General features: G+C 68.9%; 19 protein-coding genes and 1 pseudogene. 10 read left to right on the forward strand and 10 right to left on the reverse strand.

Annotation, left to right across the window (positions count from 1 at the left end):
* Nucleotides 1–126: 126 nt before the first annotated feature.
* The 6 genes from ACH4FH_RS12270 to sbnA form a co-directional block, all read right to left on the reverse strand.
* Nucleotides 127–270: a hypothetical protein gene (locus ACH4FH_RS12270; protein ID WP_398555725.1), complete on the reverse strand. Its 144-nt coding sequence runs from the start codon at nt 268–270 to the stop codon at nt 127–129.
* 590 nt (nt 271–860) lie between these two features.
* Nucleotides 861–2,183 carry a benzoate/H(+) symporter BenE family transporter gene (locus tag ACH4FH_RS12275; protein ID WP_398555726.1) on the reverse strand — a complete coding sequence of 441 codons (1,323 nt, stop codon included), beginning with the start codon at nt 2,181–2,183 and terminating at the stop codon, nt 861–863.
* Nucleotides 2,180–3,391 (reverse strand): trans-sulfuration enzyme family protein, encoded by a 1,212-nt coding sequence (locus ACH4FH_RS12280; RefSeq protein WP_398555727.1) that lies wholly within the window; start codon nt 3,389–3,391, stop codon nt 2,180–2,182. The genes ACH4FH_RS12275 and ACH4FH_RS12280 overlap by 4 nt, the downstream gene beginning before the upstream one ends.
* Nucleotides 3,388–5,304 (reverse strand): FAD/NAD(P)-binding protein, encoded by a 1,917-nt coding sequence (locus ACH4FH_RS12285; protein WP_398555728.1) that lies wholly within the window; start codon nt 5,302–5,304, stop codon nt 3,388–3,390. Before ACH4FH_RS12285 ends, ACH4FH_RS12280 begins: the two co-directional genes overlap by 4 nt.
* Nucleotides 5,298–6,299: a 2,3-diaminopropionate biosynthesis protein SbnB gene (gene sbnB, locus ACH4FH_RS12290; protein WP_398555729.1), complete on the reverse strand. Its 1,002-nt coding sequence runs from the start codon at nt 6,297–6,299 to the stop codon at nt 5,298–5,300. The genes ACH4FH_RS12285 and sbnB overlap by 7 nt, the downstream gene beginning before the upstream one ends.
* A 15-nt stretch (nt 6,300–6,314) precedes the next feature.
* The gene (sbnA, locus tag ACH4FH_RS12295; RefSeq protein WP_398555730.1) at nt 6,315–7,274 is read right to left on the reverse strand and encodes a 2,3-diaminopropionate biosynthesis protein SbnA; all 960 of its coding nucleotides are present in this window, start codon (nt 7,272–7,274) and stop codon (nt 6,315–6,317) included.
* Nucleotides 7,275–7,839: 565 nt separating this feature from the next.
* Between sbnA and ACH4FH_RS12300 the strand changes: the two genes are divergently transcribed.
* The 3 genes from ACH4FH_RS12300 to ACH4FH_RS12310 all read left to right on the forward strand — a co-directional run bounded on the left by ACH4FH_RS12300 (nt 7,840) and on the right by ACH4FH_RS12310 (nt 11,889).
* The gene (locus ACH4FH_RS12300) at nt 7,840–8,643 is read left to right on the forward strand and encodes a VOC family protein (protein WP_398555731.1); all 804 of its coding nucleotides are present in this window, start codon (nt 7,840–7,842) and stop codon (nt 8,641–8,643) included.
* A 195-nt stretch (nt 8,644–8,838) separates the two neighbouring features.
* Nucleotides 8,839–10,476 carry a LuxR C-terminal-related transcriptional regulator gene (locus ACH4FH_RS12305; RefSeq protein ID WP_398555732.1) on the forward strand — a complete coding sequence of 546 codons (1,638 nt, stop codon included), beginning with the start codon at nt 8,839–8,841 and terminating at the stop codon, nt 10,474–10,476.
* A gap of 213 nt (nt 10,477–10,689) precedes the next feature.
* Nucleotides 10,690–11,889 (forward strand): NAD(P)/FAD-dependent oxidoreductase, encoded by a 1,200-nt coding sequence (locus ACH4FH_RS12310; RefSeq protein WP_398555733.1) that lies wholly within the window; start codon nt 10,690–10,692, stop codon nt 11,887–11,889.
* 109 nt (nt 11,890–11,998) lie between these two features.
* On the opposite strand, the pseudogene ACH4FH_RS12315 reads toward ACH4FH_RS12310, so the two are convergent.
* Nucleotides 11,999–13,002, reverse strand: a pseudogene (locus ACH4FH_RS12315) (IS481 family transposase).
* A gap of 87 nt (nt 13,003–13,089) precedes the next feature.
* Entirely contained in the window at nt 13,090–13,455 is a 366-nt protein-coding gene (locus ACH4FH_RS12320; protein WP_262036924.1) for a VOC family protein, read from the reverse strand.
* A 96-nt stretch (nt 13,456–13,551) separates the two neighbouring features.
* Here ACH4FH_RS12320 and ACH4FH_RS12325 point away from each other — a divergent pair, with 96 nt between their 5' ends.
* Nucleotides 13,552–14,517 (forward strand): helix-turn-helix transcriptional regulator, encoded by a 966-nt coding sequence (locus tag ACH4FH_RS12325; RefSeq protein WP_398556059.1) that lies wholly within the window; start codon nt 13,552–13,554, stop codon nt 14,515–14,517.
* Here the strand turns inward: ACH4FH_RS12325 and ACH4FH_RS12330 are convergent.
* Complete coding sequence (locus ACH4FH_RS12330) at nt 14,403–14,864, reverse strand: AsnC family transcriptional regulator (RefSeq protein ID WP_398555734.1); 462 nt, start codon at nt 14,862–14,864, stop codon at nt 14,403–14,405. The genes ACH4FH_RS12325 and ACH4FH_RS12330 overlap by 115 nt on opposite strands.
* Here ACH4FH_RS12330 and ACH4FH_RS12335 point away from each other — a divergent pair.
* A complete protein-coding gene (locus ACH4FH_RS12335; RefSeq protein ID WP_398556060.1) occupies nt 14,745–15,446 on the forward strand; it encodes a peptidase dimerization domain-containing protein in 702 nt (233 codons plus the stop codon). The genes ACH4FH_RS12330 and ACH4FH_RS12335 overlap by 120 nt on opposite strands.
* On the opposite strand, the gene ACH4FH_RS12340 is transcribed toward ACH4FH_RS12335, so the two are convergent.
* Entirely contained in the window at nt 15,426–16,076 is a 651-nt protein-coding gene (locus ACH4FH_RS12340; protein WP_398555735.1) for a TIGR03086 family metal-binding protein, read from the reverse strand. The two genes, ACH4FH_RS12335 and ACH4FH_RS12340, sit on opposite strands and share 21 nt — an antisense overlap.
* 51 nt (nt 16,077–16,127) lie before the next feature.
* Between ACH4FH_RS12340 and ACH4FH_RS12345 the strand changes: the two genes are divergently transcribed.
* The 5 genes from ACH4FH_RS12345 (at nt 16,128) to ACH4FH_RS12365 (ending at nt 20,517) form a co-directional block, all read left to right on the forward strand.
* Nucleotides 16,128–16,559, forward strand: a complete 432-nt coding sequence (locus tag ACH4FH_RS12345) for a MarR family winged helix-turn-helix transcriptional regulator (protein ID WP_398555736.1) — start codon at nt 16,128–16,130, stop codon at nt 16,557–16,559.
* Between the two features lie 115 nt (nt 16,560–16,674).
* Nucleotides 16,675–17,580: a LysR family transcriptional regulator gene (locus ACH4FH_RS12350; protein ID WP_398556061.1), complete on the forward strand. Its 906-nt coding sequence runs from the start codon at nt 16,675–16,677 to the stop codon at nt 17,578–17,580.
* Between the two features lie 147 nt (nt 17,581–17,727).
* The gene (locus ACH4FH_RS12355) at nt 17,728–18,897 is read left to right on the forward strand and encodes a CaiB/BaiF CoA transferase family protein (protein WP_398555737.1); all 1,170 of its coding nucleotides are present in this window, start codon (nt 17,728–17,730) and stop codon (nt 18,895–18,897) included.
* A 57-nt stretch (nt 18,898–18,954) separates the two neighbouring features.
* A complete protein-coding gene (locus ACH4FH_RS12360; RefSeq protein WP_398555738.1) occupies nt 18,955–19,767 on the forward strand; it encodes a crotonase/enoyl-CoA hydratase family protein in 813 nt (270 codons plus the stop codon).
* Between the two features lie 12 nt (nt 19,768–19,779).
* The gene (locus ACH4FH_RS12365; protein ID WP_398555739.1) at nt 19,780–20,517 is read left to right on the forward strand and encodes an acetoacetate decarboxylase; all 738 of its coding nucleotides are present in this window, start codon (nt 19,780–19,782) and stop codon (nt 20,515–20,517) included.
* The last annotated feature ends 25 nt before the right edge of the window (nt 20,518–20,542 follow it).

Consider the following 20,542-nt stretch of genomic DNA (forward strand, 5'->3'; position numbering starts at 1 on the left):
CCGAGCCGTCCGCGTCCGGCCGAGGACGGGCGTCGCGCGTCGCACAGTCAGATCTGTGCGACGGCACGGGAGTTCAGCATGGGGCGGCTTGGGCATGTGGATTTCCCACAGGAACCTCGGCGAGATTCAACACCGGAGGAAGAGCTTGGGCAGGCGCCACATCACCGTGGCCACCGGCCAGACGAAGAAGGCGAAGCGCACCGGGGAGTCCGGACCGCCGGACGTCAGGGTCAGACCGACGAGCAGCCCCAGGTCTGCGACGACCGCCACGCCGTGCTTCCACGTGCCGCGCTGACGGCCGCGAGCGGTCGCCCCCTGAGCCATACGGCCCGCAGCAGGCTCCATCCCGCGTACACGACGAGCAGCACGACGAACGTGAGGGGATCCGGGAGCGAGCCGGCGGCGAGCGTGATGACGAGGGGGATCAGTAGCGACAGCCGGGCCGGCGCGGTGTACCAAGAAGGAAGGGTCCACGGCGGAACCTGTTCCGGCCGGCCCGCCGGGGCGGTCGTCGCCCGGTCCCTGCCGCGTGCTGGGTCAGGTCGCACGTCAGGCGAGAAGCGACGTGCCGGGTCGGACCGGGCAGTGACAGCGCATCGTCGGGGCAGGTCGCGTAGTTCATCAGGGGGATGCAGCTGGTGGCCTGCGCGGCGGCGCACAGAAGGCTGCCGGTGCGGGATGGGGGAATTTGTTCAAGGCCGAACTATGAGTGCCGTCACTGGTCAGGCAGGCACCGACCAATCCGGTTCGCCTCCTCGGTGCGCGCTACCCGAGCCGCCATATGGCGAGCGTCCACGCCCGTGATGTGCCAAGCGGCCGCCCCGGCACGACGCCGGTGCGGCCGCTTGACCACTGCGAGATCAGCCGGTGGCCGAGCGCCCTCGCCAACGGGTCAGTACGAGATGAGCCACGACACCGAAGACCAGGCCCCAGAAGGCCGATCCGATGCCGAAGAGGGTCATCCCGGACGCGGTGGCCAGGAACGTGATCAGGGCCGCCTCCCTGTCCTTCTCCTCCGTGACCGCGCCGGTCAGACCGCCTGCCAGCGCGCCGAAGAGGGCGACTCCGGCGATGGCGGCGACCAACTCCTTCGGCAGACCCGCGAAGAAGACCACGAGGGTCGTGCCGAACGCACCGATCAGGAGGTAGAACGCTCCGCACGCGACACCGGCGACGTAACGCCGCTTGGGGTCGCGGTGCGATTCGGGTCCGGTGCAGATCGCCGCGGTGATCGCCGCGAGGTTGATGGCATGCGATCCGAAGGGCGCGAGTGCGGTGGACACCAGGCCCGTCGAGCCGATCAGCAGCCGGTCCTTGGGCCGGTAGCCGGACGCGGTGAGGACGGCCATGCCGGGGGCGTTCTGCGACGCCAGCGTGGCCAGAATCATCGGGACCGCGATGCCGATGAGCGAGGCGAAGGTGAACTGAGGCGTGGTCAGCACGGGGCGGGCCAGCTCGATGTGGTCCAGCTGGATGTTCAGCCGCGAGGTGGCCGCGCTGAACACCACCCCCACCGCGAGGGCGATCAGCACGGCGTATCGCGGCAGCCACCGCTTGCCGATCAGATAGGCGACCAGGACGGCCCCGGCGATCCACGGTGCGGTCTTCAGCGAGGTGAACACACCGGTGCCGAAGGAGAACAGGATGCCCGCGAGCATGGCCGAGACCACGGCCGTGGGGATCTGCCGCATCAGCCACCCGAACACCCCGGTCAGCCCGACCAGGGTGATCACGACACCGGTGACGAGGAACGCCCCGATGGCCTCCGCGTAGGAGTAGGCCCCCAGGCTGGTCACCAGAAGGGCCGCGCCCGGTGTCGACCAGGCGGTGATGACCGGCATCTTGGTCCGCAGACTGAGCCCGATGCAGGTCAGGCCACTGCCGATGGAGATGGCCCACACCCATGACCCGGTCTGCGCCTTGTCCAGATGCCCGGCCGAGGCCGCGGCGAGGACGATGACCAGCGGTCCGGAGTACGAGACCACGACGGCCACGAACCCGGCGAGGACCGCGGACAGCGACATGTCGCGCAGCAGCCCGGACGGGCCGGTCCGGCCGGACCCCGCCGGCGAAACCCCGGATCCCGTCGGGGGCGACGCTGTGGCGGTGGTGCTGGAGGTGCCGGCCTCCCCAGCGGTACCGGCCTCCCCGGCGCTGCCGGCGTTGGTGGTGTCAGAGCTCAAGATTCGTCCTTAGCGGCGCGTTCCAATGCCTGCTCCAGGTCGGCCACGAGGTCGGTCGGATCCTCGAGACCTATGGACAGCCGCAGCATGTCCTTGGGAGAAGTGCTGTCTGGTCCCTCAAAGGTGTATCGGTGTTCAATCAGACTTTCCACCCCGCCCAAAGACGTGGCGCGAATGAACAGTTCACAGTGTTCGGCCGCGTGCAGGGACCGCTGCCACGGCCCGGCGACGTGCAGGGAGAGCATCCCGCTGTAGCCACCGGTCATCTGCCGGGAGGCGACCTCGTGACCGGGGTCGGTGGGGAGGCCCGGGTAGGCGACACGGCTGACCAAGGGGTGTCCGGCGAAGTGCTCGGCGACCTCCATGGCCGTGGCCGAAATCTGACGCATCCGGGGGTAGAGCGTACGGATGCCGCGCATCAGCAGATACGTCTCCCAGGGCCCGAGGATCGGTCCCGTAAGACGCCGGTGCAGGCGCAGCCGCTCCCAGAGGGTCTGCAGGGCCTCGCGGTCTTCGGTGTGCTCCGGTGCGGCCACCAGGAACCCGGCCACGACATCGGTATGGCCGTTGAGGTACTTCGTGCCGGAGTGCATGATCAGGTCCGCGCCCAGCTCGAACGGCCGGGTGTGCACCGGGGTCGGGACGGTGTTGTCCACACCGAACAGGGCGCCGGCGCGGTGTGCGATCTCGGCGCACGCCGCCAGGTCCGTCACCAGCCAGGTGGGGTTCGCCGGGGACTCCGCCCACAGCAGCGCGGTCGGCGCCGCCTCCACCGCGGCTGCCACCGCGTCCAGGTCGTCCATGGGAACGCGGACGACCTCAAGACCGCGCTGCGCCCCGAACTCCAGCAGCCACTTCGTGAGCCCGAAGTACATGGTCTGCGGAACCACCACGCGGGCCCCGGCGGGCAGGACCTGGAAGACGGCGGTGGCGGCGGACATGCCGGACGAGAACACCAGCGCGTCGGCGCCGCCTTCCAGGCCCGCGACCACATCCTCGGCCTGCTCATAGCCGGGCGTGCCCTGATCGCGCAGGTAGGCGTAGCCGGCAGGGGTGCGGTACCGGTCGTCCCGGGCGAAGGTCGCGCCCAGCCCGACCGGGGGCGGCACGGCTCCGGTGGTCGGGCAGCGCCAGCCGTCGCCCTGGGCGGCGCGGGTCTCGGGGCGGTAGTCCCGGGTCCAAGGGGTAAAGGTCTCGCGGTTGCTCATGATGTCCTCGCGGGAAGGGCGGGCAGGGCGGTACGGAGAGCGAGTTCGGCGTCCTGCAGCGCGCGGCAAGGTACGCCGGGGGACGGAACGTAGTGGTTGTAGTAGCTGGAGCCTTCGGTGTGCGGCCCGAGGAAGAACAGCCCCGTCTGTACGTCTCCGGCGGAGCCGATGCCCTGGCCTTCCCGGGTGACGTACAGGCCCGGGGCCCGGGTGCCGCGACTCGCCATCGTGGAGACGCGGCCCGCGGCCACGAGCCGGCCGAGCAGGGAGGCGGGCAACCGGTCAGCGCTCGGTTCGGCGAGGTGAGCGAGGACGACATGGTCGACCTCGACACGCTCCGGCCGGGCCAGGCAGGTGGATTCCAGGCGCCAAGGTCCTTGCCCGCTGGGCGCGGTGACCTTGGGCCGGGGGCCGGGGCCGGCCCGGAGCACCCCCGAGTCCAGCAGGGACAGCAGTTCCACCGACCGGTCCAGCTGCGGGCCGATCACCAGGCGGTTGACGGTGGAGGCGAACTCGCCGAAGAAGTGGTCCAGGGACGGGTCGTCGACGCCCGGGGCATCGACGACGGACCGGAGGGCGTCGCGGTGGTCGCGCAGCACCTCCAGAGCTTCCTTGACGGGGCTCACGCCCAGTCCGTCCCTGGCCTCGGCGAGGTCCATGCCGATCTGCATGGAGAACCACTCGGCGTAGTCACCCTGTTCAGGCCACTGCCGTTCGGTGAGCTGGTCGGTGAGGACACCGTGCAGCGGGAAGGGGCCGTGCTCTGCGCGCAGCTCGGCCAGCAGACCGTCGCAGCCGGACTCGGCCACGCGGCGGGCGAACTCGGCGCCCATGCCCATGATGTCGTCGCAGCGACGGCCCAACAGCGCGCGATAGTAGGCCAGTTCCATCTCGGCCTCGACCAAGGGCAGGGCGTCCTCGGCAAAGTTGATCCGGCCGTCGGAGCGACGGTCACGCAGCGCCTGGATCCGGTCGGGCGTCAGCGAGAGGGGCACGAAGCGGGGCCGCCCCGGGTTGAGTACAGGCCGGCTGCGCGACAGCAGGCCGGAGCGGTTGGCGAGCACGATCAGCGGCTCTTCGCCGCTGGGTATGTAGCGCAGCCCGCCCCCGTCGGTCGGCTCGTGCCGGCCGCCGCGGCCCAGGGTCAGGGAGGCGATGACGTCCATGGCCGTCAGCCCCATGCCCAGTACCGCGACGCGGTCGCCGGGCGCGATGGTGTCCAGGGCCGTGGGCAGCGGGTACGGGCGGGTGATCAGCCGTGGCTCGTGCGGCGGTTCGGCAGGTAGATACAGGGAGTGGTGCCCGACGGTGACGAAGACCGCGTCGGCGTGCACCCGGCCGCCGTCGTCGAGGATGACGCTCTCGCCGCCGGGGGCCGGCCGCACCTCGCGGGCGGTGGTGGCGTGCCGTACGAGTGTGAAACAGGAGGGCGCCGCCGCGACGATCCGCTGCGCGGCCCAGAGCAGATACTCGCTGAGCAGCCGACGCGGCAGGAAGTCGTTGGGCCGGATCTCCCGTCCCCCCGCATCCCCCTCCCCCGCCTGCGCCTCGCGCACGGTGTATCCGTCCGCCGCCAGGCGTAACTCCTTCGCGTGGCACCACTCGTAGAGAGACGGGCCGTCCACGCCGATGGGGCCGTCGACCATCTTTTCGTCCGCGAAGGCGGTGATCTGGGCGCAGACGGTGTTCAGCAGGAGGTGGTCGGGCTGGTCGTCGAGGTGGAATCCGGGGCCCAGGGGCCTGGGGTCCACCAGGTGGACGGTGACGGGGAACGGGTCCGCCAGGCAGTGGCTGACCAGACGCTCGATGACGCCGAGGCCGCGCGAACCGGCGCCGACGACGGCGAGGGTGGTGTGTCGCCCGCTGGGCGGTGCGGGCGACTCTGCCGCCGCCGTGGAGTGTGTGGTCACCATCGCCGCGTCTCCCCGAAGAAGTGGGGAATCGCGATGGCCGTGCCGGCTTCTCGCGCCTGCTGCAGTACGAACGCGCCCACTGCGAGGTCGAGTACGCCGAGTCCGAACGGCGAGAAGATCACCGGCCGGTCGGCGGCCACCGATACGTCGCCGTTGAGGACCCCGGCCAGGGTTCCGGTCACGAAGTCCCGTGAGCCGGTGAGCTGTTCGGCCAGGTGGGGCGAGGTGTTGGCCTTCAGGCAGTGGTCGACGTCGTCGAAGATGTTCTCCGCCGCCAGCACCACCTCGGGGGCCAGGTCCCGTAGCGAGACGTTCAGCACGACCTGGCCGGGCTTGAACGGAGTGGTGACGTACGGCTCCAGCGCGGTCGTGGCGAAGACCACGGTCTCCGCCTCCAGCGCGGTGCCCAGGTCGTCGGTGAACGAGGCGGCACGCTGCTGGGTGGTGCGCAGGTGCTCCACGAGTGCCTGCCCCGACTCCTGGTGGAGGTCGTGAACGAGGTACGCGTCGGGCGCACAGCCCGCGGCGTGGAGGTAGTCGCAGATGTTCCGGGCGATGACGCCGCCGCCCACGATGGCGATACGGGTCCCGGCGAAGCCGCCCGGTCGCAGGGCGGAAGCAGCGACGGCGGCGGAGGCGGCCGTGCGGGCCGCGCTGATGTTCGCGGCCTCCAGGCAGGCGACCGGGTAGCCGGTCTCGTAGTCGTTGAGGATCAGCACGGCCGAGGCGCGGGGGTTTCCGGCCTCGGTGTTCTTGGGGAAGCTGGCGATCCACTTGATGCCGGCGAGCTGGACATCGGCACCGAGGTAGGCGGGTAGTGCGATGATCCGGGAGTCGGGCTTCTCGGGAAACCGGAGGAAGTAGCTATCCGGATTGACCGATTCCCCTGCCTCATGGCTGCGATAGGCGTTGCCGACGATCCCGAGGACCTCGGCACGTTTGCCGCTGAGCACGTCGCGAACGGTCTCGCCCGCCACTACATCGAAGTCGAACACGTTCTTTTCCTCTCCTCAGGCCCGGGTGCGGACCCGAGAATTTTCCGAGACTTTTCGGTACTCGATTTCGGGCCACCGCTCGGCCACCCAGGCGTCGTTGTAGATCGTCTCCAGATAGCGTTCGCCGAAGTCCGGCGAGATGGCTACCACAACACTTCCCTCAGGAATGTTCTTGGCTTTTTCGCTTACCGCGGCGAGAACCGTTCCTGTCGATCCGCCAAGCAGCAGTCCACGCTCTTCCGCGAGCGCTCTGCACATTTCCACGGCATCCGACTCCGGGATGTGAATGATCTCGTCGATCATTGCCTCGTCCAGGATTTCCGGCCGTCGGCTGGTGCCCAGCCCAGGTATATGGCGCCGACTCGGAGGGCCGCCGAACGACACCGACCCGACGGAATCCACCGCGATGATCCGGGTGGCTGGACTGTGCTCCCGGAAGAACTCCGCACAGCCCATCAAGGTCCCGGTCGTGCCGGCTCCGATGAAGACCTGGTCGACGTGCCCGACCTCTTCGAAGATGGAGCGGCCCGTGCGTTCTCGGTGGGCCTGCGGGCCGGCCGGGTTTGCGTACTGGTTGAGCCAGTAGGTGTCGGGCTCGCGCCGCAGGCGGTCACCGATGTAGTCGATGCGGGACTGCAGGAAACCGCCGTTGTCGTCCCGCAGGTCGATCAGGACGACCTCGGCCCCAAGCGCCCTCATCAGGCGCACCGACTGGGCGTTGGCATTCGGGTCGGTCACGCAGGTGAGGAGATACCCCTTCGCCGCGCAGACCATGGCGAGCGCCACACCGAGATTTCCCGATGTCGATTCGATCAGCCGAGTGCGAGGGAAATCGCGGCCCGATTCCTCGGCCTGCGCAACCAGGGCGACGGCGGTCTTGAGTTTGACCGATCCTGCCGGATTAAGACCCTCTAGCTTGAGGAAGACAGAGCTCCCTGGCGCCAAATGATCGGCTCGGATGAACAAGTCATCCATCACCAGATCATAGACTTCTTCCGCTATCACTGAAATCTATCCCCGTTGATTGTGGGCACGCGGACGCGCGACGCGCGCAGAATTGTGAAAGCCCATGATTGTGATACCTACGCTGGTCGGGCGCAGGCATGCAGAAGAGATTGCGTCTCCCCCCGTTCGTCGTCAACGCGCCCCCCGAGATGACGACTCCGCTGAAGAGTGCCATAAAGGACGGCTCTTGTCGAGGAATGCCTTGTCGAGATCGTTAAGAATGCAACATTCCGGATTCCGCGGCATTCCCGATCAAGTGGCTTTTCGGCACCGCCCGATAACTGGAAGGTCAGGTTCATTCCACCGGAATCTGATCCGGAAGCCGTTGGCCGAGGACCGCGAGGGGAGCGAGTACGCCGGCGCGAGCAATCGGGTGTGCAGCGAGATGAGGCGCCCCGCGTGCCGGCTCGGCCGATCGGCCCGTGGCCGCTTGGCCGCACCCAAAAGGCTGCCACGTACGGCTTCCAGGAATGGCGAGGCGGACCACAGGGCAAAGGTGGACCTCGGAATGACCCACCGCCACGGAGGCCCCGTCATGCCCGATGCCACCGGTCCCTACCCGCCCGGTACCCCCTGCTGGGTCGATCTCATGGTCCCCGACCAGCAGGCCGCTCTGGACTTCTACCGTGATCTGCTCGGCTGGCAGGCAGAGGTCGGACCGCCCGAGACAGGGGGCTACGCGGTCTGCACGATGGACGGCAAGCCGGTCGCGGGAATCATGGCCGCGATGAACCCGGACGGCAGCCGGCTCGACCCGATGCCGCCGCCCGTGTGGACCACCTACCTCGCCACCGCCGACGTGGACGCCACCGAGACCGCCGTCACGGCGGGCGGCGGCCAGGTGCAGATGCCGGGCATGGATGTGCAACAGCTCGGCCGGATGGCCATCGTGAGCGACCCCACGGGCGCCGTCTTCGGCCTCTGGCAGGCGCGGGACTTCCACGGCGCCGGCCTCGTCAACGAGCCGGGCGCCATCATCTGGAACGAGCTCAACACCAGCGATCCCGACGCCGCCTCGTCCTTCTACGCCAAGGCACTCGGCATCAAGGCCGCCCCCATGGAAGGCGGGGAAGGCTACCTCTCGCTCTCGGTGGGCGGCCGCATGGTCGGCGGCATGCAGAACCTGGCCGGGATCGATGTGCCGCCGGGCACCCCCTCGCACTGGCTGACGTACTTCTCCGTCGACGACACCGACAGCACGGTCGACGCGTTGGTCCGGGCCGGCGGCAACGTCCTCAAGCCGCCCTTCGACATGATGGCGGGCCGGATGGCCGTCGTGCAGGATCCGCAGGGCGGCGCCTTCGCACTCATCAACGCGACGGGGCCCGCAGCGTCCTGAACCGGGCGGGTGCGGCCTTTCGCGACGTTCGACGCCATGCCTCGACGCCATGCCGCACGTCGCGGACGGCCGTGCCCCACTCGGGCGTGCGGCACGTCCGGCTTCGGCCGTGACCCGGCGTGGACCTGAGTTGCCGTTCCGTCGCCCCGGTGTGGTTCTCGGGGCGTTTGTCCGGGTGCTGGGAGACTGGGTGGTATGAAGCCAGTCGCAGCGCTGCAGGCCGCCGGCGAAGCACTGGCGCGGCGCGCCTGGGGAGACGTGTTCGCGATTCTGTCGGAGGCCGATCGGCACCGGCCACTCGATCCGGAGGACCTTGAGCGGCTCGCGCTCGCCGCGCACCTGATCGGCAAGGATTCCGAGAGCGACGACCTGTGGACGAGGGCACACCACGCGTGGCTGACGCGTAGCGAGGTGCCGCGGGCCGTCCGCTGCGTGTTCTGGCTGGGGCTCGACCTGGTTCTGAGCGGCGAGTGGGCCCGTGGCGCCGGTTGGATGGCAAGGGCACAGCGGCTGCTGGATGCCGGGCAGCCGGACTGCGTGGAGCAGGGGTACCTCCTGGCGCTGGAAGGACTCCAGAGCTTTCTCGCAGGGGATGCGGCCAGGTCCGAGGCGGTCTCCGAGCAGGCGTTGACGATCGCGACGCGGTTCGGGGACCCGGACCTGATGAACTTCGCCATGATCTCCATCGGCGAGAGCCTGATCCGGCTCGGCCGGGCCGAGGAAGGAGCCCAGCTCCTCGACGAGGCCATGGTCGCGGTGACGGCGGGTGAGGTGTCCCCGGTCGTGTCCGGGCTCGCGTACTGCGCGGTGATCGCGGCCTGCCGCGAAGTCTTCGATCTGCGCCGGGCCCGGGAGTGGACGGCCGAGTTCTCGCGGTGGTGCGCGGCGCAGGAGGAGCTGGTGCCCTACCGGGGCATCTGCCTGGTCCACCGCGTCGAGATCATGTGTCTGCACGGAGACTGGGCGGACGCCCTGGAGGAGGCGAATCGCGCGTGCCGGTGGATGGGTTCGATGCCGGCCGCACAGTCCGCCGATGCCGCCTACTACCAGCTCGGTGAGCTCTATCGGCTGCGCGGGGAGCACGACGAGGCGGAGCGGTCCTACCGCGAGGCCAGCAGACTCGGGCACACCGCGCAGCCGGGAGTAGCGCTGTCGCTGCTGTCGGCCGGGGAGGTTACGGCGGCCGAACACGCGATCCGCACCGCACTCGACGGGGCGGGTGACCCGGCGTCCCGGTGCCGGATCCTGCCGGCGTACGTGGAGATCATGCTGGCAGCGGACAAGGGCGAAGACGCTCGACGTGCCGCAGCGGAACTGGCCGCGGTCGCCGAGGCCCTGGATTTTCCCTTGCTGAGCGCTGTCAGTGGACGGGCGCAGGGCGCGGTACTCCTGGCGGGCGGTGAAGCGCGCAGTGCCCAGGCGGTGCTGGGCCACGCGGTGGCATCGTTCCGGGAACTCGAGGCGCCCTACGAGGCCGCGCGGACCCGCCTGCTCGTCGGCCTGGCATGCCGGGAGACCGGTGACGAGATCACCGCCCAGCTGGAGTTCGAGGCCGCCACGTCGGTCTTCCGGGAGCTGGGGGCCGCACCGGACCTGATGCGCGTCGAGGGGCTCTCGCGCACGGCCCCGGCCCGGGCGGCCGGCCTGCTCACGGCTCGTGAGCTGGAGGTACTGCGGCATGTCGCGGTGGGGAAGTCGAACCGGGCCGTGGCGGACGCCCTGTTTCTGAGCGAGAAGACGGTTGCTCGTCACCTCAGCAACATCTTCCTCAAGCTCAAAGTGTCCTCTCGTTCGGCGGCCACGGCGTACGCCCACAGAAACCACCTCGTCTGACGCCTGGGAAGAATTACCCACGCGCAGGAGTGGACGTTCTGCGGACGCGGCGCGCCCCACCCGCCGCCTAGCGTGTGACCGTACGAACCCCGCGTCCGGTCAAGTGGGGATTCCCGGAGGCGCGCAGCGATACCAGGCGCCCGGCCGGATGACCGCCGAGACGCGCTACTGCCGCCGGACCGGACCGGTGCCGACTGATCGGCAGGTGACGACATGACGAACCACCTCTACGACGCCATAGTGGTCGGCGCACGCTGCGCCGGGGCACCGACCGCGATGCTCCTGGCCCGCCGCGGCTACCGGGTGCTCCTTCTCGACCGGGCGACGTTCCCGAGCGACACGATCTCCACCCATCTCATCCATCCGCCCGGCCTTGCCGCCCTGGCCAGATGGGGACTGCTCACCCCGGTGGTCGCGAGCGGCTGTCCGCCGATCGACACCTACTCCTTCGACTTCGGGCACTTCACCATCGAGGGGTCTCCGGCCGGCGCCGGGTTCCGGGCCGCGTACGCCCCGCGCCGTACGGTCCTGGACAAGATCCTCATCGACGCCGCGGCAGAGTCCGGCGCGGAGGTGCGCCCGGGGTTCACCGTCGAGGACCTCGTGATCGAGGGCGACACCGTGACGGGGATCAGGGGCCACAGCGCCGGCGGACACAGCGTCACGGAGTACGCTCGCGTCGTCGTCGGCGCTGACGGGGTCCACTCCCCCGTCGCGAAGGCCGTCGGCGCCGGCCAATACGCCGAGAAGCCGAAGCTCCAGTACAGCTACTACTCCTACTGGACCGGACTGCCGATGAACGGCCGGTTCGAAACCTATGTCCGGCCCGACCGAGCCTTCGCCGCATGGCCCACCAACGACGCCCGGACCGTGGTCATCTGCGGGCTGCCGATCCGTGACTTCAAGGCCAACCGGTCGGACATCGAAGCCGGCTACCTGGCGACCCTGGCGTTGGTTCCGTCCTTCGCCGAACGGGCCGCGGCGGCCACGCGGGTGGAACGTCTCGTCGGCATGGCGGTCCCCAACTTCTTCCGCAAACCGTACGGCCCCGGCTGGGCACTGGTCGGTGATGCCGGATACCTCAAGGACTTCATCACCGCCCAGGGCATCCAGGACGCCTTCCGCGACGCGGAACTGTGTGCGCAGGCGCTTGACCAGACCTTCACCGGCAGGCGCGCGTTCGACGTGGCGATGAGGAACTACCAGGAGAGCAGAGACAGGCAGGTCATGCCGATGTACGAGTTCACGGCCCAGCTCGCTTCCCTGGACCCACCGCCGCCGGAGATGCAGCAGCTGCTCGGCGAGGTGTCGCGCAGCCGTCCGGCCATGGACGGGTTCGCCAAGGTGGCGGCGGGGGTCACCTCGCCCGCGGAGTTCTTCGCGAACGAAAGCCTGGAACGCGTCCTGGCGTAAAGACGCTCCACCACACAACGACGAAGGCCGCGGACCTCTGCATCGTCCGGGCCTTCTGTCGGGGAGGTGAGGAGCTGCCCACTCGCGAGGGTCGCCCCCCAACAAGCAACTAACCTCTGCAGCACGGGAATTTGTACCGATCGGGGACGTTAGTCAATCGTGAGAAGGGCGGCTGGTTGCCGCAAGCCGTGTGGGGCCGGTGCTGATTGTAGTGGTGTAGCCACGTCTTGAGTGCGTCCCGTCGCTCTTGTTCTGACTGGTAGCAACGGGCGTAAGCCCAGCCGTCGGCCATTGTTCGATGGAAGCGCTCCACCTTGCCATTCGTCTGCGGTCGGTAAGGACGTGTGCGCTTCGGCGTGATGGCCAGGGCCTCGCAGGTGTCGCGCCAGAGGAAGGACCGGTACGCGCCTCCGTTGTCCGACAGAATTCGCTCGGTGGTAACGCCGCGTTCGGCGAACCACGCCACCGCTCGATGCAGCACCCCGACGGCGGTGATGGCGGTCTCGTCGTCGTGTACCTCGGTGTATGCGACGCGTGAGTGGTCGTCGATGATCGTGTGCATGAAGGCGTAGCCGAGTTTCGGGTTGCCCCACTTGCTCTTCAGCTTGTCGGGAGTGGCCGAGCGGTTCCTCTCGCCTTGCCGTCGCCCGACATAGCGCCACCCACCGCCGTCAGGGATGTTCCCGAATTTCTTAACGTCCACGTGCACCAGCGAGCCGGGGTACGGGTGCTCGTAAGCGCGGATGGGTTCTCCAGTGGCACGGTCGAGATAGGACAGCCTGTTCAGCCGCGCCGCGGTGAGGATACGGTGGACTGTCGACGCGCGATGCCGAGTCGTGTCGCGAGTTGAACTGGGCCCTCCCTCAATCGCCTCCGCAAGCTGACGCATCGCATCGATACTGCCTTGGGCGTCTTCTTCGGCGAGGTCTTCGGTCGGGACGAGCGGTCTTGCATTGACTCGCCAGCAAGGTGGCGGTCGACCCAGCGCTTCACGGTGGGCCAGGAGACCTGGAAACGGGCCGCAACTTCGCTGATTGGCCAGCCGTCGTCAACGACGAGTCGCGCGACTTTCAGACGGTGGCGCGGGGTGAGGGCAGCGTTCGGATGTGACATGTCTGAGCTCCTGGACAAGCTGAAGGGCCGGCCATCGTGTGTGGCCGGCCCTTCGAGAACGAACATAGTGGGTAAGGGTCGTGCAGCTCAGTCCACCGGGGAGACCCGGATGAGGTTGCCGTCGGGGTCCGTGATCACGAACGTGCGGCCGAAGACAGCGTCGTACGGCTCCTCCACGACATGGACTCCCTTCGAGACCCAACTCGTGAAGATCTCGTCAACTGCGGACGCTGCTCCCGGCACCATCAGCCCGACTTCGCTCGTGCGAGGGGTGCTCGGGACCGCGTGTTCGCTGCCCCCCGTCCACAACGCGAACAGGACGCCGGGGGCTACCTCGAAAGCCACGTAGTGGGGACTGGTGAAGGTCGGTTCGATCTCGAACAAGTCGCTGTAGAAGGCCGTAGCGGCCTCGGCGTCGCGGACGTAGATCAGGAACAGGTTGGGTGCGGGCATAGAGCGCTCCTCAGATCGTTGAATTCTCGGTACCGCTCCAGTTGATCGCTTAACCGCGACAGAACCTGTCACCTTTTTCTGCGAACGTTGGTCAGCATGAAGGCTTCGAGGCTGTTGCACCTCTTGCTGCTCCTACAGACCCGTCAGCGCATCACCACCACCGAGCTCGCCAAGCGCCTGGAGGTGTCCCGGCGGACTGCGCTGCGGGATGTCGAGGCACTCTCGACAGCAGGTGTGCCTGTTTATGCCGAACGCGGGCGGAATGGTGGGATCGTTCTGCTCCCCGGTGCACGGCTCAACGCATCCCATCTGGAACCACCAGAGCTGGAGGCCCTCTCCGTGGCTGGTTTGGACAGCGCGCAACTTGAGCGCATGGGCCTGTCTGCGGTGCAGGAGTCGGCCGCGCGCAAGATCGCCGCCCGCCAGGCCGCAGCACCTGAGTCGCCGAGCCTGCTGCGACTGGCGGACCTGGTACTGGTGGACAGCAACGCGTGGCTTGCTGACTCAAAGCCAGCGGTAGACGTATCGGATCTAGCCTCGGCCCTGCGACACCGACGCCGGCTGCGAATCCAGTACCGGCGCAGCGCCGAGAAACAGGCCTCGGCGCGGGTGGTCGACCCGTACGGGATCGTGGCGAAATCAGGCCGCTGGTATCTCATCGCCGACGACCATGGGACCGGTCGGCTGTTCGCTCTGGAACGACTCTCGGCCTACGAACAACTCGACGCGCCAGCTGTTCTCCGGCCAGATGAGACCCTCCGCACAAGGTGGGCTGCGTTGAAGGAACGCACCGAGAGGCCAGGCCGCGTGAGCGTGACCGTCCGTCTGCGAGAAAATGGCCTCGACCTGGCACGGCGCATCCTCGGCACCCGCATCCACGATGTCTCCGACACGGAAAACGGCTGGTGCACCATTGTCGTCCGCTACCCCGACATCGAGTCAGTGCGTCAGCTCCTCCAGTTCGGCAACCACATCGAGATACTCACCCCAGAGACAGCCCGCAAACGCATCAGCCAGCTTGCCAAGGACCTGACTGAAAGACACTCGGCCCCAGCCTCGTGACTGCTAAGCGGCACGCCCTGCTCTCGATCAATGTCCCCGGTCGGTACATCTAGACGACGCAGCCGGCGGCGGACGGTGGCCGGGCTGGTCGCCGTACGCGTGGCGAGTTCTGCCAGACCGAGGCGGCCGTCGCGAACCAGCTCGTCGACCAGGGCCCGGTCGACGGCATCGAGCGTGAGGGTGCGGACCGGCTCCCGCGCAGCCGCCGAGCCGGCGAGCGCCGTCAACTGCCCTCGCACGCGGCGCTCGCCCCCTGGGAGGGCGTCAACGCCCTCGACGCGATGACCGTCGCCCACACCGCCCTCGGACTGCTCCGCCAGCAACTGCCGCCCGGCGTGATCGTGCACGGGATCGTCACCGACGGCGGTCAGGCCGTCAACGTCATCCCGGCCCGTACGTCCGCACGCTGCGAGGTCAGGGCGCGCAGCACGGTGCAGCTCGCGGAGGCTTGGCTGCGGGTGCGCGCCTGCTTCGAGGCCGGGGCTCTCGCCACCGGGGCCGGCCTCGAACTCCGCAGCCATGGAAGGGACTTCGCCGACCTACGCCAAGATCCGGACATGACGCTGGCGTACGCGGGCGCTCTCGGCGAACTGGGCCGCACCGCGACGTCCCGGCACGGCGAGACGATGGCCTCCACGGACATGGGCAACGTCTCCCAGCTCCTCCCCACCATCCATCCCACAATCGGCTACGACACGGGCGGCGCCAAGCAGCACACCCCTGAGTTCACCGCGTACGGCAAGAGCCCGGGCGCCGACCTGGCGGTGCTCGACGGGGCGACCGCGCTGGCCTTGACCGGAGCCGATCTGGCGATGTCACCGGCCCAGCGGACCCGGCTGCTCGATGGCGTGCGGCAGCGGCAACGGAGTCAGCCAATGGCGACCGAGAGGGCGGCCGGTCGCCCTCCTTCACTCCGGCCAGGCGGGTGACCGGCCGAGGAGGGCGAGGATCTCTTCCAGGGGTGTGCGATGTGGGTACGGGGTCCGGGGGGCGAAGGCGGCGCCCGGGACGGTGCGGGCGGGGCCGTCGGGAACCGCGCGGGCCACGGCGAGCGCGGCGTCGAGCAGCCGGGGGCCGAAGTCCACCGTGCCACCCACGCTTCGGGCCACGTCCCAGGAATGGACGACGTAGTCGACGAGGTGGAAACCGATGGCCCGGGCCGCGCGGAAGGGACGCTCGGCGTCGATCTCCGGCAGGCGGAAGTACCCGTCGAGGACGCCGGCCTCGGCGAACGCCGCCAGGACGCGCTCGGCCGCACACCGATACGCGCTGACGGGGTCATGTTCCCCGGCCCGCGGCCGCCACGGCTCAAGGCCGCTCTCTCCGCGAGCCGCCGCCGCGAAGCCGTAGTGCTGAGCGGTCATGTGGACCAGCAGGTCGCGCAGCGTCCATCCGGCGCACGGGGTCGCCCGGTCCAGGTCCGCCGGCGTCACTCTCGCCACCACTTCGAGGCTGATGCGAACGGCGTCGGCATCGAGCACGAGGAGCTCTTCCCCCGGCGGGGGTGATGCGGCATCCCGGGAGGCGGCGCTTCCCGATCGGATTTCATTCGTAGGCATGCGCTTATGATCTGCCTCAGCATATGATCTGTCAACGAGTATCGTGACGCCATGACCGCCGACGACCGGAGCCGCGATCTCGCCGCGATGCTCCAGCCACTGCTCCGCTCCTTGGTCGACGCGGAACATCCGGTCCTCGCCGAGCACGGCCTCTCCATGTGGGGCTACACGGTGCTCAGCGCCCTTGAGGGCAGCCCGATCCGCACTCAGGCGGCACTGTGCGAGGCCATCGGCGCGGACAAGACACGCATCATCACCACCCTGGACAAGCTCCAGGCGGCCGGGCTCATCACCCGGGTGCCGGACGCGGCCGATCGGCGCGTCCGACTCCTGTCGATCACCGAGGACGGCCTCAGAGCGCACCACTCGGTGCGCGCCTCTATCCGCGTGGCCGAGGACCGCATTCTCGCCCCACTCCCACAGGCGGACCGCCGCGGTTTCCTGCGCGCGCTGCACGCCTTGACCGACCCAACAAGCGACTGACGCCCTGAGTGACATACGGAGCGCGGGCCCGAGTGCGGGCCCGCGCGCGGCTCTGCGCCACTCCCCCGCGTCCACGGAAAGCGGCATCGGCCCCGGGTAGTGTGAACGTGTGGACATGCTGCACTTGCGCTACTTCGTAGCGGTTGCCGAAGAGTTGAATTTTTCCCAAGCGGCGCGCAAGTTGCATATGGCGGCCTCTCCCCTGAGCCAGCGGATCAAGGACCTTGAGCGCGAGCTGGACCAGACACTCTTCGACCGCACCACGCATCACGTCGAGCTGACCCCGGCCGGTGCCGCGTTGCTGCCGATGGCACGCGACGTCGTCGAACGCGTCAACTCCATTCCCTGGCGGCTACGGGAGGCCGTCCGGCCACAGCGCATCACCCTGCTCATCGGGATGCCCTCCGGAGTGCATCCCGACCTCCGCGCGCGGGTCCGGGAGCTGGCCGAAGCCTGCGAGGAGACCTACGAGCTCAAGCGCTGGCCCGGCCGCTCCACAAGCCTCGCCGAGGCGGTCCGAGAAGGCCGGCTGGCCCTCGCACTGGCCCGGCTGCCGGTCGCCGACCCCTCGCTCGGCGTCATCGAGGTCATGCGCGAACGGCTCGGGGCCGCGGTCCCCGCCGACCGGTTCGAAGGCCGGGATTCGGTCACCCTGGAAGAGCTGAAGCAACTCCCCTATGTTGCCACCGCCCCCGAGGCCATGCCCGCGTACTTCGATGAAATCGATGCGCGACTGAATTCCGCGGGACTGCGCAAGAGAATTCGCATCAACAGCTCCGATTACGCGGGAACGTCGGAACTGGTATCGGGTGGTCTCGCCTTTTCCATGACGATGCTGTCCCCGGACAGCCCGATGCATCTCTACCGGCTGGAGAACGTGAAGGTGCTGCCGGTGGTGGATTTCCAGCCCGAACTGGCCACCGGTCTGCTCTACCGCAAGGTCCGGGCGGAGTCCGGCGGCGACCTCGAAGAGCTCGTCAGCGCGGCGCGACGCATCTTCGCCGAGGAACTCTTCGCCTGATCTCGCCCAACACAAACCCGAACGAAGAAGGGCATGACCACTGTGGTCATGCCCTTCTTCGTTTCTTGATCGTTCTCATTCCGCGGCTTCTCGCCTAACGTCGAAGACAGAAACATTCGCAGTACAGCTACTTCCGCAGGAGCAACGATGAACGGCACGACCGACAGCGCCAACGGCCCGCTCGACGGGGTACGGGTGATCGATCTGTCCACGGTGGTGATGGGCCCCTACGCGGCCCAGATCCTCGGAGATCTCGGCGCCGACGTCATCAAGATCGAGTCCCCGTCGGACACCGTACGGTCGGGCCTGTACCGCACCACGCCCGGAATGACGCCGCTCAACCTGAACGTCAACCGCAACAAGCGCAGCGTCTCCCTGAACCTCAAGGACGACGCGGACCGTGAGCGCGCGCTGGCGCTCATCGGCACCGCCGACGTGCTGATCACCAATATGCGCCCCGGTGCCCTGGCCCGGCTCGGACTGACCTACGCAGACCTCGCCGATCGCCACCCCGGCCTGGTCTACGCCCACGCCCAGGGCTTTCGCAGCGACTCCGACCGCGCGGGCCACGCCGCCTACGACGAAACGGTGCAGGCGTCCTCCGGTCTGGTGGACGTGGCCAACCGTGCGCTGGGCCGGCCCGTCTATCTCCCGACGATCATCGGTGACAAGGTCGCCGCGCTGACCATCGTCTACGCGGTGCTCGCCGCGATGGTGCACCGCGACCGCACCGGCCGAGGCCAGCACATCGAAGTCCCCATGACGGACACCCTCCTCGCCTTCAACCTCGTCGAGCATCTGTCCGGCCATGTCTACGAGCCGGCGGAGGGCGACACCGGTTTCCCCCTGTCGATGAAGCGCGGCCACCGGGCCGTGGCCACGGCCGACGGGCTCGCCTGCATCATGCCGTACACCCCGCAGAACTTCCGTGACGTCTTCACCGCGGCCGGCCGCCTCGACCTCGCCGAGGACCCGCGAGTGGCGGGCCCGGCCATCGAGGACGCCGATGTCGACCCACTTTTGGAGCTGGTGGCCCGGTGCGCTCCGGGCCTGACCACCACGGAGTGGGAAGAGATCTGCGCCAAGCAAAGCGTCCCCATGGCGCCGGTGCTGGAACTCGACCGGGCCGCCGACGACCCCTACGTCCGCGACGGCCACCTCCTCGACGTGGTCGAGCACCCGAGCGAGGGCCCGATCCGTTCGGTCGGCATCCCCGTGCGCTACTCCGCCACTCCCGGCTCGGTCCGGCGGCTCGCCCCGCTGCCCGGCCAGCACACCGACGAGGTCTTCGACGAGCTCGCGGCGGCCCGCAGCTGACGACCCGCCACCTCACCGCTCTCCCCACCACACCCCGAACGACAAAGGACGCGGGCCATGCCCAGCACACCGGACACCACCCCTGCCCAACGCCGCCTCGCGGACCCCACCCCCGACGTCCGCACCGAGAGGATCGGCACCTCTCTCCTCATCACCCTCGACAGGCCCCGTGCCCGAAACGCGGTCAACGCTTCCGTGGCAGCCCAACTCGCCCGCGCACTGGACGAGTTGGCGGACGATGCGACGCTGCGGGTCGGCATCCTCACCGGCGCGGGAGGCACATTCAGCGCCGGGATGGACCTCAAGGCCGCACTGGCCGGTGAATCGCCGGAGATCCCGGGCCGCGGCTTCGGCGGACTGACCGAGACCGTGACGCCCAAGCCGCTGATCGCCGCCGTCGAGGGCTGGGCCATGGGCGGCGGCTTCGAACTCGCCCTGGCCTGCGACCTCGTCGTCGCCGCGGACGATGCCCGGTTCGGCCTGCCGGAGGTCAAGCGCGGCCTCATCGCGGCCGGCGGCGGGGCGATCCGGCTGCCCAAGCGGATTCCCTACCACCTGGCCATGGAACTGCTGCTGACCGGAGAGCCGGTCTCCGGTCAGCAGGCCGGCCGGCTCGGGATCGCCAACCGGGTCGTACCGGCCGGCGAAACGGTCACGACGGCACTGGAGTTGGCCGCACAGCTCGCGGCGAACGCCCCGCTCGCCCTCGCAGCCGTGAAGAAGATCGCCCACGCCTCCGACGGCACTCCCGAGCCGGACGCCTTCGCCGCCCAACGCGGCGAGATGGCCGCCCTCGCCGCGTCGGCCGACGTACGCGAAGGCATGACGGCCTTCGCCGAGCGCCGCGCCCCCGTCTGGCAGGGCAAGTAGGAGGAGCACCCCATGCAGCAACAGGACATCGTCCGGCACCACGCCACCCCGCTGATCAACCCGGCGTATCCCCCCGTCGTACCGCGCTTCACCCACCGCGAATACCTCAACATCGTCTACCGCACCGACTACGACGCGCTGCGCGCGGTGGTCCCCGAGCCGCTGGAGATCGACGAGCCGCTCGTCCGCTTCGAGGTGATGCGGATGGGCGACGTCACCGGCTACGGGCCGTACACCGAATCCGGCCAGGCGATCCCGGTCCGCCACGAAGGGGAGCGGGGCGAGTACCTGCACGCCATGTACCTCGACAACTTCGCGGCCACCGTCTCCGGGCGCGAGGCGAGTGCCTACCCGAAGACCGTCGGGTCGCCCGCCCTCTACGTGGACCACGGTGCGCTCGTCGGCGTCCTGGACTACGGCACCGTCCGCGTGGCGACCGCCACGATGGGCTACAAGCACCATGAGCTGGACCCCGCCGAAGCAGCCGCGCAGATCACCGTGCCGACCTACATGCTCAAGCTGGTGCCGGGCTACGACGGAACGCCTCAGGTGGCCCAGTTGGTCCGCACCCGGATCAGCGATGTGGTCGTCAAGGGAGCCTGGACCGGCCCCGCACGGTTGCAGCTGGGTGCGCATGCGCTGGCCCCGCTGGCCGACCTTCCGGTCCGCGAGATCGTCTCGGCGAGCCACCTCCTCACCGACCTCACGCTGGCGCCGGTCGAGCCGGTGCACGACTACCTCGCGCGCTGAAGCCGCGCACGGAAAGAAGCATCTG

The sequence above is a fragment of the Streptomyces sp. NPDC017993 genome (assembly GCF_044328065.1).
Lineage (GTDB): Bacteria > Actinomycetota > Actinomycetes > Streptomycetales > Streptomycetaceae > Streptomyces.